Source organism: Fluviispira multicolorata (genome assembly GCF_009208585.1).
Classification (GTDB): domain Bacteria; phylum Bdellovibrionota_B; class Oligoflexia; order Silvanigrellales; family Silvanigrellaceae; genus Silvanigrella; species Silvanigrella multicolorata.
The window spans coordinates 96805-110583 of the sequence record NZ_WFLN01000007.1; the positions used below are offsets into that span (position 1 = coordinate 96805).

Sequence of the window (13779 nt, forward strand, 5' to 3'; positions counted from 1 at the left end):
TGTAAATGAAGGTAATCATTTTTCTAGGTCCTCCAGGTGTTGGCAAGGGGACTCAGTGTTCTCTTCTCAATTCACGTTTAGGAGTGAAGCATATTTCTACAGGCGCAATCATACGCCAAGAAATAGCATCCGAATCTGCACTCGGGTTGAAAGTCAAAGGTATTGTTGAGTCGGGCCATCTTATTGATGATAAGTCGATGTTTTTGTGTCTTGAAAATGCTCTGTCGTCAATGACATTAAATCAAAACGACATTGTTTTGATGGATGGCATTCCGAGAAATCTTTCACAAGCAAAAGAATTTGATACTCTTTTGAGTAAATTTTTGAGTAAGGTTGATTTGGTCTTATCACTGACTGCCGACCTCGAAAAGTTAGTGGAGCGTTTCGAAAGAAGATGGACTTGTTCTGCATGCGGCAAGGTCGATTCTATTGCAGCACATACTGAAGTCTCAAGATATTCTTGTGTGAGCTGCGGCAAGTTAGGTTCAATGTTCCGTCGCAAGGACGATGAACCTGAAACAGTAAGACGTCGTTTTACTGTTTATCAGCAGGAAACCTTTCCTTTAGTTTCATACTATGCGGATAGGAATTTATTAAGTATTGTTGATGGGTTAAAATCTCCCGAAATTGTTTATGCTGAAATTGTATCAATTTTAATGAGAAAATAAAGATTGGTCTTGATTTAAGCAGCAGTTTGAGATACCCAATAACGCTCTTTGTTCTCTTTGGAGTATGATTGTAAATGTCTGAACGTGATGAAAAGCCTAAGAAGGTAGAGTTGGAAGGGATTATTGCTGAAAAGCTGCCCAACAATTTGTTTATAGTAGAACTCGAAAATAGTCTCAAGGTTTTAGCCTATGTCTCTGGAAAGATGAAAATGAATTGCATCAATATATTGCCCAGTGATAGAGTTACAGTCCTACTAGATCCCAATGATAAAACAAAAGATGGAAGATTTAGGGCTAGAATCACTTATAGAGCTAAATAATTACGTTTTCGTGAGTTTTTACTAGGAGTATGCTAATGAAAGTTAGAGCTAGTGTTAAACCAATATGTGACAAGTGTAAAGTAATTCGTCGTGTTGGTGTAGTAAGAGTTATTTGTGAAAATAAAAAGCACAAGCAGCGTCAAGGTTAATAGAATAATATCGGAGGTTAGTTGTGGCACGAATTGCGGGCGTTGACATTCCGCGTAACAAGCGTATCGAAATTTCGCTTACGTATATACATGGTCTTGGTCGTAAATCCTCTCAAAAGATTTTGGATCAGTTATCTATAAATAGAGATACTCGTACCCAAGAACTCAGCGACGATCAGATTAACGCCATAAGAAAGCTTATTGACACAAACCACACTGTGGAAGGCGATTTGCGTCGTCTTGTTCAGTCCAATATTAAGCGTCTAATGGACTTAGGTTGCTATCGTGGTCTACGTCATCGTAAGGGCTTGCCTGTTCGCGGGCAAAGAACCAAAACAAATGCGCGTACACGTAAGGGTCCTAAAAAGACTGTGGCTAACAAGAAGAAGTAAGACCGAGTGAGGTAATGGATAATGAACAAGGTAGTATCAAAGAAGAAACGTGTTAAACGTAACGTTCCAACCGGTATTGCTACAGTATCTGCAAGTTTCAACAACACAATCGTTACATTTGCTGATGCAAATGGCGACGTTGTTACTTGGTCAAGTGCTGGTAGCAAAGGCTTTAAGGGTTCTCGTCGTAGCACTCCTTTTGCCGCTCAGGTTGCCGCTGAAGACGCTGCTCGTAAGGCGATTGATTGTGGAATGAAAAGCTGTTCAGTTATTGTAACAGGCCCAGGTTCTGGAAGAGAATCAGCTGTACGTGCAATTTCTGCTACAGGGATTAAAGTTACTCTTATTAAAGATGCGACACCTGTTCCACACAATGGATGCAGACCACCAAAACGTCGTAGAGTTTAATGATTGAAACTCGCTTCGTTGAGTAAAAGTGTGGTTCTGTACTGCTTTTTTTCTTGCAGAGGCTCAGAAAGAGCTTAAAGTTCAATTTGATGGGTTTTGGGCTCATTCTCTTTGCAAGAACAAATGCCAAGAAAAGTATAGTCCGCTCTAGAAAAACGAATCAGAATGATTTTTAATAGAGCTTTACATTCAAATGCTAAAATGTTTGGAATTCTAGTTTAGTTCAATGGGCTTATGCTAGGTTTCCAATTTTAGTGTTTTAAATGGAAAGTACTAGAAGTGCTTCAAGGCAACTTGCGCAGCATCATCAAAGACCAGCTTGAGAAGATGTTCAAATTCCGGTGCGTGAGCAATTGGTAGTGGAGCTTTATTTTTTAGTAAGAGCTTAAAGAGTGCTTTGGGGCAAAATACGAAACGGAAAAGTTGACGGAGTCAATAATGCAGAGCAACTGGAAGGCGCTATTAAAGCCGCAGTTTATTGAAAAAGAAGATATTTCTTCTGCTTTTGGGAGATTTATAGCTAAGCCTCTAGAGCGTGGTTTTGGGACTACGTTAGGTAACGCATTGCGTCGTGTTTTGCTTTCTTCTCTTCAAGGTGCTGCTGTCGTAGGTTTGCGCATTGAAGGAGTAGAGCATGAGTTTTCGACAGTTCCTGACGTTTCTGAAGATGTAACAGAGATTGTTTTGAATTTGAAAGCTTTGGATGTATGGCTTGATACAGAAGGTGAAAAGACTGCTGTTATCGATGTTGTTGGTCCAAAGGTTGTCAAAGGATCTGATATCATTTCAGATGGTTCACTACGAATTTTAAACCCTGACCACATTATTTGTACTGTGGGTGCGGGTGGTAAGTTTCGTGCCGAAATTACTGTGAGAACTGGTAAAGGTTATTTAACAAGCGATGCTGTTAAGGATGGTTTGCCATTAGGTGTTATCCCAATAGATGCTGTTTTCTCACCTGTTAAAAGAGTTAGCTTCAGTGTTGCTGACACACGTGTTGGTCAACGTTCTGACTTTAACAAACTTATTCTAGAAATTAGCACAAATGGTGCGGTGACCTCTGAAGATGCTTTGGCTTATGCGGCTAAAATCCTTAAAGATCAGCTATCCATTTTTATCAATTTTCAAGAAGCTGATGATGAAGTTCAAGTGATCGACTCAGTTCAGGTGGATGCTCGTTTGAATGAGAATCTCTATAAATCAGTTGATGAACTCGAACTTTCTGTGAGAGCTGCTAACTGTCTAGAAAATGCGGGTATCCGTTACATCGGAGAACTTGTTATTAGAACTGAAGCTGAAATGCTTAAAACTAAGAATTTCGGTCGTAAAACTTTGAATGAAATCAAAGACCTTCTTGCTGAAATGGGACTTCACCTTGGCATGAAGATTGAGGGATTTGATCCCGCTAAATTAAGAGAAAGACTTTAAGTCTGATATTTAAGGATGGAAGAACATGAGACATCGTTTGGCACATAGAAAGTTAAACAGAGATTCCGCAGGGCGTAAGGCTCTTCTTCGTGGTTTGGCAACACAGCTCATTGAACATGGCACATTAGTGACTACAGTTGAGCGTGCAAAAGAGTTAAGAAAGGTTGTTGAACCTCTTGTAGCTCTTGCGCGTGTTGACAGCGTAACAAATAGAAGAAATGCTGCCGCAACTCTTTACAGTAAAAAATCTGTTGGTGATCTTTTTAACAAAGTTGCTCCAGCAAATGCTGAAAGAAAAGGCGGTTATACACGCATCTTAAAACTTGGATTCCGTCCTGGTGACAATGCCAGAAGAGCTCTTATTGAGTTCGTAGAACCTAAGGCAATTAAGGCTGAAGTAGAAGCTGTTAACGCTTAAGTTTAGCTAAATTTATATATCATATCGTGCTACGAAGTTCTTTTCTTTTTTTTCGATATGCTACATGAAAAACTGAGAGGGATCTTAAACGATCTCTCTCAGTTTTTTTTTATTTAAATCTACTGTTGTAAAACTGTAAAGAATGAATTTTTTCTAAAGTAAATGCAGTAGATTTATAATGCAATTCAAATAGAATCTGTGGATGCATTAGAAGAACACAGACATTAAAAGAAAATAGACTTGGCTATCTTATAGCCGCCCCGGTGAATTTATTTGCAGTATAGAGTGACCAAGAGCCATCGTGTTGTCATTGATTTCAAAAGTATGCTAGGAATTTATGCACAGGTTTTCAGGTTGAGCATAAATATAGTTTTCCCATATTCGTTTTTACAAGCATTTTGGAGTTGGAGGTTATCATTTTTACCTCTATCAATGATAAAATTGATTCTGCATAGAGATCTTACTTTTTGAATTTCCCAAGTACCAGTTACTGTTACATTGCCGCTTTCTAGAAATGCCCATTTTTTGTCTGCGGTGGAGCAATAAACCTTTGCAAGATCTGGCCCTGTTGTTTGTATAGTTGTATTAATTAATCCACACAATGTGGAGTAGTAAGTCATTGAACTATGCTCTTGGGTCGATAAGATTGAGCCGCAAAACAAAGATAGCTTAAGTAAAAAGAAAATATTTTTATGGACAGATTTTAAAATTATCATAAAATATCCTTATATAATAAGATCTGACACACAATTAAAAAATTTCTGTTACTTTTTAATAAAAAATAGAATATTATATATTGATTTAATAAAATAGGTTTTTAAAAAAAAATAGTTTTAAGTACAATATTTATGCGTTATGTAATGCAGCAGTTAAGAGTGTGATTTAGAGTGTAAAAATAAAATAAATATGATAAAAATTTAAGTATATATTTATATTTTTTCATAAGCACTGACAATACCATTTCAAGCTATAAGAAATTAATGAAACCAAGGTCTAATGGAGTATCTTTTTAAAATATTTAACATCTCCCCTTTCTTTATCATTTCTTTAATCTGTGAGTTTAAGTGTTTTACCCTTTGAGTTGACTCAGGATTTTTTGGAGAAAAAGCAATAAATATGTTACCAACCTCGATGCATTTAACTTTTTCAATTTCATGAATTTCTGGGTGTTTCTTTAAAATATAATCAATGACATAAGAGTCTTCAACGATAACATCCAAACGATTAGACATAAGTTTTAAAAGCATTCTTTCTTGCACATTTTCACCAAAGTGTTCTTCAATTTTGCTTTTGTTAGATAGATTTTTCTTAATATATTGGTTTAAGGCCGTATAGTATGAATAATCTTTAATGATTCCTAAAGTAACGTTGTTAAGCGAGTTCAATCCGTTGAATTTAAATTTAAATTTTTTTTGCGCATAATAGCAATTATCAGTTACGCCGAGTGGGCTGCTAAAAATAAAATCAGGAGCGTCCTCTTTTGTGGCTCCGACTAAAATTTCATTACTACCTTTACGAGTTTCAGAGATTGCTCTTGCCCAATTTATCAATTCATAGTTTATATGTTCTTTGCCAAAGGATTTTTGTAAAATTTCTATCATATAACCTGGTTTTTTATCATTGGGATTACAATTATATGGACACCAATAATCGCCTAGAACATTTAATTCTTTGCAATTTGCAGCTGAACTTATGCTGTTTACAATTAATAGAAAGAATGAACACTTAAAGATTGTTTTACCCATAAAAACCCTTTCAATTTATAATATGAAACTAATAATATTTTATCATAAAATAATTTTACTGTGTCTTATATTGATAATATGCTTTATAACTTTTAACTCTATAGAAGTAAATAATTATGAAAGAAATATATTAAATTATGTGAACTGTATTGCCTTGTGAGTACTTAGTATTTTACACACTACATTTGCAAATGCAAAAGAAGAACGAGCAAAAGAACAGATAAAGGATGCTTTTGTTCCTAATTTAGCTCATGAAAAAATTATAGTATTCAAAATTGATAAAGAGCAAATTTATGAAAAGTTAAAAAAGATTGTTGCGCACATGTTTCAATCTGTCGTAAAAATGGGGAGGTGTCGCGTCTAAGAATTGCTAAGCACCGCGCTTTGGCAAAAATTAATGGATCAAAGGAAGTGAAAGTTTGAAAAAGAGTGAGAAAAAAATTGTCTTTTCTGGCGGGCCAAGGGTGTAGAAAATTAAAAGATAGAACTCTCTCTATATAACTTTCGCAGCAAAACCACCATCTACATTTAGAATTGTTCCTGTCATATAGGAGGCGGCATTGGATATAAGAAACTGCAGCGCTCCTAAAATTTCGCTTGGAGTGCCAGGTCGTTTAATAATGCTATTATGAAACATAATTTCTTTATTTGCTTTTTCATAGCTCTCAATGTTTCGTTCAACTGCAATATAGCCTGGAGATATGCCATTGACACGAATTCCTAGCTTACCGAATTCCAGCGCTTGAAATCGGGTTAAGTGTTCAGCAGCGGCCTTTGAAATGGAATACATTCCATAGTTTTCTTTGGTTAAGTAAGCCATTCCAGAAATAATATTTACAATACAAGAACCATTTTGCATTTTATTGACAAGCAAATTGGATAATTTAATGATGCTATTGACATTGGTCTGCATTGTTTCGTTAAATGAGTTGTCTGTAATTTCCTGCAAAGGAGATTTAGGAACAATGCCTGCGCAATTTATGAGCACGTCGACTTTGTCAGTATGAAATGGTTTTGGATTTTTAATATCCATAATTTCAAAGCGGAATTTAGTATTAAATTTGAGTAATTCTTTTTCTAAAGCTTTTGCTTTTATTTCATCTTTGGCAATAAGAATAAGTTCGCACTTTTGTTCAGCAAGAAAAAGGGCAAAGCTCTTGCCTATTCCCGATGTTGCTCCCGATAAAACTATTTTTTTACCACTGATGTTAAACATATTTAAACCTCGCTATTGTGATAATATATTTTAATTAGGGTGTGTTCTCAGATATTTGAGAACACACCCTAATATTGAAATTTTTTTTCTGGTTTAGAAAACGAACTTACAAAAATCCAAATATAAGCAAAAGAATTCGCTGATCCAGGACAAACTGCATTTATTCGAATGCCAAGAGGCGCAACCTCAAGTGCTAAGCTTTTTGTCAGACCTAAAACTGCATGTTTACTTGCAATATAATGGCGGCCAATTGGGAAACCAATGTGTCCACTTATAGATGATATATTTATAAAATTACCTGTTTGATGCTTTTTCATTTGTAAAATTTCATTTTTCCATTAAGAATGGGGTCTAATTGAATTGATTTTTTTTGGGGATTCTCAAAAAAAATCAAGAAGAAACTTTTTTACAGTCTTTTAATATCTGTTCAAAAATTCCTGAAACTTCGAATTCTGCAATGGAATCTTTTTTTGCAGCAAGAATATCTCTTTGCATTTTAACTCCATCACGACAACTTGGGCATCCTGTAACAACTGCACTTGGAGGTTCTTCTCTAATCTGTTCGAAAAGTTTTTCAGAAATCTTTGTGCCTATTTTGGGATGCTTCAAGCGGCCTGTTCCAGATAACCCACAGCATCTATCATATGATGCAACTCCTGTGTAATACATTTTGAGTAATTCAATTTGAGCTTGTGTTGCTGCCTTTGTGTTATGACATGGAACTTTAAGACCAACCGTTTTAGTTACTTTATTAAGTGTAATTGTTTCTTCACTTATTTTGATGTTTTCTGTTTTTGATTTTTTGATTAAACTCATTGCAAGCTCTGCTGTATCTTGAATGTCAAAATCAATTAATTTCATATTAAAATCATCAGGAATTTTTGATCGAATTCTAATTTGTTCCATAATGCTTTCGCTTTTTAAAAGCTCTCTCATCTCTTTAATTGCTTCGCAACAAGTGGGGCAATTTGAAAATACAATAAATTTTGGAATTTCATGAAAAGAGTCTTTGCACTCTTGAATGAGGCGATTGATACATTTCGCAATTTCAATTAGACTTAATATTTGACTTTGCTTAGCCCTTTCATGCAATCCGTCGGCTTCAAATGGAAATCCACAACACATTTTCTTTTCTAAATCGACAATACGTGAATTTAGTACGCTTTTAAAATATTCATCTACACTTGTTGTTGCTTCAGGTTTTCCAAACGTATCCATGCAGCCACGATAACGGATATAAACGGTTTCTTTATCTAATAAATCGTTGGCAATGAAGTTGTCTGTCCCAACATCTTTAGAAATAATGACAAAATTATCTTGATCCTCAATTTTTGCACCTTCATTTACGGGTTCATAATGAGCAAAAGCAAGTGTGGGAGGAACAGTGTAGGATTTTATCCAATCGGGTATAAAAGAAAGCTTGCGAATGAAATAAAGAAATGGGGCTCCAAGAAAAATAAAGAAAGCGACAAGACGATATGTAATGGATTTAAAAAAGTCTTCTCCCATTAATCTTTCATAAATAAATCCCCAAAGTTTAGAACCCATGGAAGGAAGTTTACCCATTTTATGATAAGCACGCATGAGAGGGTGGATTTCAATATCTACAGGACAAGCCTTATCGCATTTTCGACAGTAGAAGCATTTTGAAAGCAAAGATGCACTTTCTTTCATCATTTGTGCAGTTACTTTAAATATTTTTTCAACCGCATTTTTATCTTCAGTTTGCTCTGCTGCACGACGTATATGAGTTATTTTTTCCATAAACATAAGAATATTACGTTTACTTGGCAATACTGACTGTTTACTTTTGCGTCTATTTTCTCTTTCAAGTTCGTGTTCAGCATCAATTACAGGACATACTTTACAACTGTTGCAGCGCGTACATCTTTGACCTTCAAGTACAGCGTAGTTTTCTGCTGCTAGTAAGGAAAGTGAAGAATCTACTAATTCAGAGTTTTCAACATTTTGTATTTTCCTAGTTTTTGCAAGTGAATCAAGAATAAATTTAGCACTTGTATTTAAGAGACGAGCTCTTAAAGCTCTTGAGTGGCTTGTTCTTAAAAATAAAGTTTCAGGATTAAATAGATCTTTTTCATCGAGAGTATCTTTTACAGCACACATTCTTTTGAAGTCATTTTCAGGAATATAGTTTAACCATAAAAAAGGCGCTTTTCCTGCCACCCCGTGCTCTCCTGTAAAGCGCGCACTGCCATGTTTATCATTTGCAGGAGCTAAGCTTTGAGCTTTGCCTATAACATTTTCTAAATAATCCCATGCAATATCTGCTTGTTCTTCATCATAAAGATCAAATCCGCCAATATTCCAGTGAATAATTGCAGTGTGATTTGGAGTGAGGTGGCCAAAAAGCACATCTTGTTTTTGTGTGGCACGTGCACGCGGATTTGTCCCAGCAACAATTTTTAAAACTTCACCTAAATATTCAGTACGAATTTCCATGTCTGTTTTACATTTTGTCCGCAATTTTTTAGGAAGTTCTTCACGAGGTTTACGCAAAACTTCAAACTGATCTATTCCTTCACTTTGTAAAAGAACATTTGTTTTTTCCATTTTAATTAAAACATCAGTTACTTTATAGCCGTTCTTTAGCATCTCTTCATGCGCCATTTTTTCATTGAGCATATGACGTAAAGCGCATTCTTCTTTATTATTACCTTCAACAGCTAAAATAATTACAGCTTCATCTTCATTTGAAAAGACTGTGGGAAAATCATGAATTAAGAATCTTTTAATACTTTGACCTGAAATAAATTCGAAATATTCAGGTTGTTCATTTTTGGGAAGTTTTTTTATAGCGCGTGTTGCACACATTGCGGCATCAACATTATTAAAATGCCAGCGTGAAGCTTGTAGCCATTCAAGTGGTTTGTCAATTTCAAAGGTTACTTCATAAATAAAACCTGTGCTTCCTTCAGCACCTACAAATGCTGAAATGGGTAAAGTCGGAGAATCCTCCATTGTGTCAATATGTGATGTTCCTTTTTTAATTTGCTCTGCTTTTTGGGCAAGCATATTTGCATTTGCCTTCATGCCTTGTAAAGGAATAACAACGCCAGTTGAATTGGGAGTGATACAGGCTTTTAATTTTTTTCTTTTTAATTCGAAATATATACTTTCAAATTCTTTTGTATTTTCAATACTAAAAAATTTTCTTGCTAATAAGAAAGGTTCATTGTTAATGCAATCCGTTTCGAATTTATCGGCAGCAAAGCATAGAGCAGTTCCGTCTGAAGTAACAGCTCTACCATGTAAAATTACTTCAAATGCTTTGCGTCCTCCGTTACTTCCTGTGGCTGCAATTCCTCCTGTTGCAGCGCGAGGAGTATTTGGATCACAACGTAAAACAAATCCTCTTTTTGCAAGATAGGCAACAAGATCTTTAAATGGAACTCCTGACCCAACAGATACTTCAAATTTCCCTTCTGTTCTACGGCTTGGTTTTATTTCAGATATATGATCAATTCCTCTAAGGCTTATGGTTACAGCGGGAGCCATTGGAGTTACTCCCATATTGTATCCACCACCTTCACCATAAGGAATCATGGGAATATTGTGATTATAAAATAAAGTAACAATTTTTTGTAATGCTTCGCTAGAATAAATATGAATTACAGCTTCAGTTATAAGTGCTCTATGCTCCATACTATCAGCAGAAAATGCTTCTCTGTCTAGCCAAAGTGCAGAAAAATTTCCTTCACCTACAATTTCAATAATTCGATTTTGTAAAGTTTTTAATTTATTTCTAATTTCAAATGTTTTTTCAACTCGTTTGTTGATAAAATTAAAAAGATCTTCATTTAACTCTTGCTTCATAAGTGGCAATATTGAATTTGCATATTCATTTCGCGTAATGAGGCTAGGTAAAAAAGTATGTTTACCTGAAGTATCAACACCTAATTTCTTATATAATTTTTTAGCAGCTTCATTAGGCATAGGAGGCATGAGACCGGCTATATCAAGCCAGTTATCAATTTCCTGTGTGTTCATTTTATCTCCTTTAAAAATCTTGTGAAGCGAGCTTTTCTTTTTTGAAAGTTAAAAGATTTCCTAGAACTCTTTCTCTTACAGATTTGTGTTGTTGTGATTTGTATTGTTCATGAGATGCTGGCCCAAATTTTGCCATTTCATAACTTTCCTGATCCATCATTTGTATTTCAATAGGAAAATAATGAGCAAAATATTGAGGTATAACGGATTCCATCCAAGGTTCTTGGCGTTGAACTCCGGTGTATCTGCGCAATTGATTTGTCATTGATTCTAAAACGAGAAAAGCTGGATTTGGTGTGCGAACTAGGTGTCTTACTGTAAATTGTAAAGAGCGATAATGTTGACTTGTAAATGAATTTGTTCTTTTTTGATGTTCATCATTTATTTCATTTGACCAAATAATATTTTCACACATATTATCAAATTCTTCATTTGAAAGACTTCCACAAGATTTTAATTCTTTCAAAAATGTAAATATTTTTTTAGGATGTTTAACATTTAATAATGAATTTCTTGTTCTCATTGCAACAACTTGATGTGGAATAATAATATCAGTTTCAATAAGTAGTTTTAAAAGTAGAGGTATTTTACTTGATTTTTCTACAACAATGCGGACGCCTAAATAATCAAAAACATCATCAACAATGCTATCTGGTTTATGTAAAAGTTTTAATACAATACTGGTTCTTGTTTTTGCCTCTTTCCATTCAACCTTATTTAAATAAATGGAATCATTTTTGTACTTAAATTCAAGCTTTTCATCTTTATGCTGATGCATATAATTACGAATTCTTTTAAATATTTGTTCACGAGCATCATCTATAATATGTAAGCGACCACTGTACTGTAAATTTGAAATTGCATACATTACTTTTAAAATAGAGCAACTCCAAAGTCTTAAGTAACGTTTACGTGGATGATTTGTACTTGCAAAAATAAGAAGATTGCAAGGATTTTTTAAGTAAAGGAGATTCGCAGGAATAATAAAACTTGTTCTTTCTTCATCTGTAAATAACACATGTCGAATAAAGTAAAGCGCTTCACCATAAAACTGTTCAAATTGCTTTATGTGACTTTGATTTGTTAAATCGAATCCACAATTTTTTAAAAAGATTCGAGCCTGATTTTCAGTTAATATGTTTAGGTTTCTCTGTGAATAAGAATTTTTTAAACCTAGGATCACTTCAAATTCTTGCCATGGAATGTTCCAAGCTGTTGTATTTGATTGAATTGCTGAGTCTTCAAACTCTCTTTTTGTATGTTTAAGAAGGCTTTCTTTCAAGTACTATCCCCCAATAGCGACAAAATTCAGACAATTTTCACTTTTCGTCTGAAATGACTATTCTATATTTGTCAGTAATTCATGAAAAAGGAAAGGAGGGGTGCATTGAGAATCTATAAAAATATTTTTGACTCAATTGCATCTGTTGGATATTTATTTTTCTTAGCCATCCTTTTTAGTTCTATTTATACAGCAAAAGTTCATTCTGAGGATGACAAAAAGAAAGATCCTATGGCAGGAGGTCAAGGTGCTGTTCCTGTCATTAAGCCTCTTCCACGTCATTTCAGTATGCCCCCTGTTACGTATGGCAAAGAACCTTCGGTAGAAGGTGAAAAAAAACTAGATTTCTCGAATATGCGTTTTTGGTATGTGGTTGTCATTGCATCTTGGAATCCTCGCTCTGAAGAAATTTCGGATGTTCTTAATAAAAACTATAAAATCTTTGTCGCGCGTAAAGTTGGTGTTTTAGCATTATTTTCACAAGATACGGAAAGCTCAGTGGCTAAGTGGCGAAAAAAAATTATCCCGCAGTTTATGAATGAATTTGCTTCGAGAGATTTTTTAGATGCAATGAAGAATCCAAGAGTTCCAACTGTTTGGTTAGTTGGATCGGAAGGAGAAATTTTACAGCGTCTCGAAATGCCTACCAAAGAAGAAATGGCACAAAGTGTAAATAAAGTCATGATTTTGACTGGATTTTGATTTTTTCAAAATCAAAGACGATATGATTCGATAAGATGACCAACTTGTCAGGGGGGTATTATTCATATACGTTTAAAAATGTATTTTTTTGAACCCTACGGAGAGTATTGATGCTTAAACTGGATAAATTTAAACAGAAGATATCTTTTGCTCTCGTCATTCCACTTATTTTAGCTCTAACTGCTTGCATTAATCAAAATAACAATTCAAATCAAAATTTAGTATTAAAAGGCTCGGTTGCAGATTTAAACGAGAAGGCTAAGTTTGATCCAAACTTCTTAGCTAGACAAAAATCAGCGGAAACAAGTTTTTTCGGTTTTCCAAGCATAAACTCCAATAGCAGCGATGAAGATTTGGTAATCGACGAAGATGAAGGACTGGGCGTAATTGAAAGTGATCCTTTTGAAGCACAACAGCAAATTGCTAGAAATGATCCCTCATTAGGGAAATTTGGTGGATTTCCACTTATTTGGCCTGTTAGTGGAACTTTTACAAGTCCTTTTGGTATACGTCGCCTAATGAAACGAGTGAGACCGCACAATGGTATTGATATTGGTGCACCGTCTGGAACGCCTATTCGAGCAGCAGCAGATGGACAGGTTTTATTCTCTGGTGCTAAAAGAGGTTATGGTTATTCAGTAATTATGGGACATGATGCTTCGCATGAAACTCTTTATGCACATATGAAAACAATTGTAGCACGATCTGGTCAGTTTGTCCGGCGTGATCAAATTATTGGATATGTTGGAAAGACAGGAAGATCTACGGGACCACATTTGCATTTTGAAACACGTATAGCTGGAGTTGCAAAAAATCCACTTATGTATCTGCCCACGCCGCACAGTGGTAAAATGAGAGTTGGAGTGCATACGCCAAGTTATTCAGATCAAGTCGCTTATTATAAAAGACTATCACAAATTGCTTATAACTCTGATCAAAATAAAGTTAGAAAAGTAAAATAATTTTAATTTTAATAAAAACATAAAAAAACCCTCAATAAATCTTAGCAAAATAATTTTAAGCAATCTATTCTCTTTTAAATA

Annotated in this window: 15 protein-coding genes; 9 read left to right on the top strand and 6 right to left on the bottom strand. The window is 34.8% G+C overall.

Annotated elements, in window-relative coordinates; all coding sequences use genetic code 11:
• Window positions 1-5 precede the first annotated feature (5 nt).
• The 7 genes from GCL57_RS09440 (at window position 6) to rplQ (ending at window position 3783) form a co-directional block, all read left to right on the top strand.
• Window positions 6-668, top strand: coding sequence for an adenylate kinase family protein (locus tag GCL57_RS09440; RefSeq protein ID WP_152213102.1), 663 nt, complete (start codon window positions 6-8; stop codon window positions 666-668).
• Between the two features lie 74 nt (window positions 669-742).
• Window positions 743-988 (top strand): translation initiation factor IF-1, encoded by a 246-nt coding sequence (infA, locus tag GCL57_RS09445; protein WP_130610641.1) that lies wholly within the window; start codon window positions 743-745, stop codon window positions 986-988.
• Window positions 989-1023: 35 nt separating this feature from the next.
• Entirely contained in the window at window positions 1024-1137 is a 114-nt protein-coding gene (rpmJ, locus tag GCL57_RS09450; protein WP_130610638.1) for a 50S ribosomal protein L36, read from the top strand.
• Between the two features lie 23 nt (window positions 1138-1160).
• Window positions 1161-1529 carry a 30S ribosomal protein S13 gene (gene rpsM / locus GCL57_RS09455; protein ID WP_130610633.1) on the top strand — a complete coding sequence of 123 codons (369 nt, stop codon included), beginning with the start codon at window positions 1161-1163 and terminating at the stop codon, window positions 1527-1529.
• A gap of 21 nt (window positions 1530-1550) precedes the next feature.
• Window positions 1551-1937 carry a 30S ribosomal protein S11 gene (gene rpsK, locus GCL57_RS09460; RefSeq protein WP_130610630.1) on the top strand — a complete coding sequence of 129 codons (387 nt, stop codon included), beginning with the start codon at window positions 1551-1553 and terminating at the stop codon, window positions 1935-1937.
• A 438-nt stretch (window positions 1938-2375) separates the two neighbouring features.
• Complete coding sequence (locus GCL57_RS09465; RefSeq protein ID WP_186647390.1) at window positions 2376-3365, top strand: DNA-directed RNA polymerase subunit alpha; 990 nt, start codon at window positions 2376-2378, stop codon at window positions 3363-3365.
• A gap of 25 nt (window positions 3366-3390) precedes the next feature.
• Entirely contained in the window at window positions 3391-3783 is a 393-nt protein-coding gene (gene rplQ, locus GCL57_RS09470; protein ID WP_152213104.1) for a 50S ribosomal protein L17, read from the top strand.
• Between the two features lie 335 nt (window positions 3784-4118).
• Here the strand turns inward: rplQ and GCL57_RS09475 are convergent, their stop codons facing one another.
• The 6 genes from GCL57_RS09475 to GCL57_RS09500 all read right to left on the bottom strand — a co-directional run bounded on the left by GCL57_RS09475 (window position 4119) and on the right by GCL57_RS09500 (window position 12034).
• Window positions 4119-4499 (bottom strand): hypothetical protein, encoded by a 381-nt coding sequence (locus GCL57_RS09475; RefSeq protein WP_152213105.1) that lies wholly within the window; start codon window positions 4497-4499, stop codon window positions 4119-4121.
• Between the two features lie 261 nt (window positions 4500-4760).
• Entirely contained in the window at window positions 4761-5528 is a 768-nt protein-coding gene (locus tag GCL57_RS09480; RefSeq protein ID WP_152213106.1) for a substrate-binding periplasmic protein, read from the bottom strand.
• Between the two features lie 493 nt (window positions 5529-6021).
• Complete coding sequence (locus tag GCL57_RS09485; protein WP_152213107.1) at window positions 6022-6744, bottom strand: SDR family NAD(P)-dependent oxidoreductase; 723 nt, start codon at window positions 6742-6744, stop codon at window positions 6022-6024.
• A 68-nt stretch (window positions 6745-6812) separates the two neighbouring features.
• Window positions 6813-7061 (bottom strand): SDR family NAD(P)-dependent oxidoreductase, encoded by a 249-nt coding sequence (locus tag GCL57_RS09490; protein WP_152213108.1) that lies wholly within the window; start codon window positions 7059-7061, stop codon window positions 6813-6815.
• Between the two features lie 73 nt (window positions 7062-7134).
• Complete coding sequence (locus GCL57_RS09495) at window positions 7135-10752, bottom strand: FAD-binding and (Fe-S)-binding domain-containing protein (protein ID WP_152213109.1); 3618 nt, start codon at window positions 10750-10752, stop codon at window positions 7135-7137.
• Between the two features lie 10 nt (window positions 10753-10762).
• The gene (locus GCL57_RS09500; protein ID WP_152213110.1) at window positions 10763-12034 is read right to left on the bottom strand and encodes a TIGR04552 family protein; all 1272 of its coding nucleotides are present in this window, start codon (window positions 12032-12034) and stop codon (window positions 10763-10765) included.
• A gap of 105 nt (window positions 12035-12139) precedes the next feature.
• Between GCL57_RS09500 and GCL57_RS09505 the strand changes: the two genes are divergently transcribed.
• Together GCL57_RS09505 and GCL57_RS09510 are read left to right on the top strand one after the other, a co-directional pair.
• A complete protein-coding gene (locus tag GCL57_RS09505) occupies window positions 12140-12736 on the top strand; it encodes a hypothetical protein (RefSeq protein WP_152213111.1) in 597 nt (198 codons plus the stop codon).
• 110 nt (window positions 12737-12846) lie between these two features.
• Window positions 12847-13698 (top strand): M23 family metallopeptidase, encoded by an 852-nt coding sequence (locus tag GCL57_RS09510; protein WP_152213112.1) that lies wholly within the window; start codon window positions 12847-12849, stop codon window positions 13696-13698.
• The last annotated feature ends 81 nt before the right edge of the window (window positions 13699-13779 follow it).

Excerpts from the sequence above, each read along its gene's own strand:
- GCL57_RS09440 (WP_152213102.1), top strand. The coding sequence starts at position 6 with ATGAAGGTAATCATTTTTCTAGGTCCTCCAGGTGTTGGCAAGGGGACT.
- infA (WP_130610641.1), top strand. The coding sequence starts at position 743 with ATGTCTGAACGTGATGAAAAGCCTAAGAAGGTAGAGTTGGAAGGGATT.
- rpmJ (WP_130610638.1), top strand. The coding sequence starts at position 1,024 with ATGAAAGTTAGAGCTAGTGTTAAACCAATATGTGACAAGTGTAAAGTA.
- rpsK (WP_130610630.1), top strand. The coding sequence starts at position 1,551 with ATGAACAAGGTAGTATCAAAGAAGAAACGTGTTAAACGTAACGTTCCA.
- GCL57_RS09465 (WP_186647390.1), top strand. The coding sequence starts at position 2,376 with ATGCAGAGCAACTGGAAGGCGCTATTAAAGCCGCAGTTTATTGAAAAA.
- rplQ (WP_152213104.1), top strand. The coding sequence starts at position 3,391 with ATGAGACATCGTTTGGCACATAGAAAGTTAAACAGAGATTCCGCAGGG.
- GCL57_RS09475 (WP_152213105.1), bottom strand. The coding sequence starts at position 4,499 with ATGATAATTTTAAAATCTGTCCATAAAAATATTTTCTTTTTACTTAAG.
- GCL57_RS09480 (WP_152213106.1), bottom strand. The coding sequence starts at position 5,528 with ATGGGTAAAACAATCTTTAAGTGTTCATTCTTTCTATTAATTGTAAAC.
- GCL57_RS09485 (WP_152213107.1), bottom strand. The coding sequence starts at position 6,744 with ATGTTTAACATCAGTGGTAAAAAAATAGTTTTATCGGGAGCAACATCG.
- GCL57_RS09490 (WP_152213108.1), bottom strand. The coding sequence starts at position 7,061 with ATGAAAAAGCATCAAACAGGTAATTTTATAAATATATCATCTATAAGT.
- GCL57_RS09495 (WP_152213109.1), bottom strand. The coding sequence starts at position 10,752 with ATGAACACACAGGAAATTGATAACTGGCTTGATATAGCCGGTCTCATG.
- GCL57_RS09510 (WP_152213112.1), top strand. The coding sequence starts at position 12,847 with ATGCTTAAACTGGATAAATTTAAACAGAAGATATCTTTTGCTCTCGTC.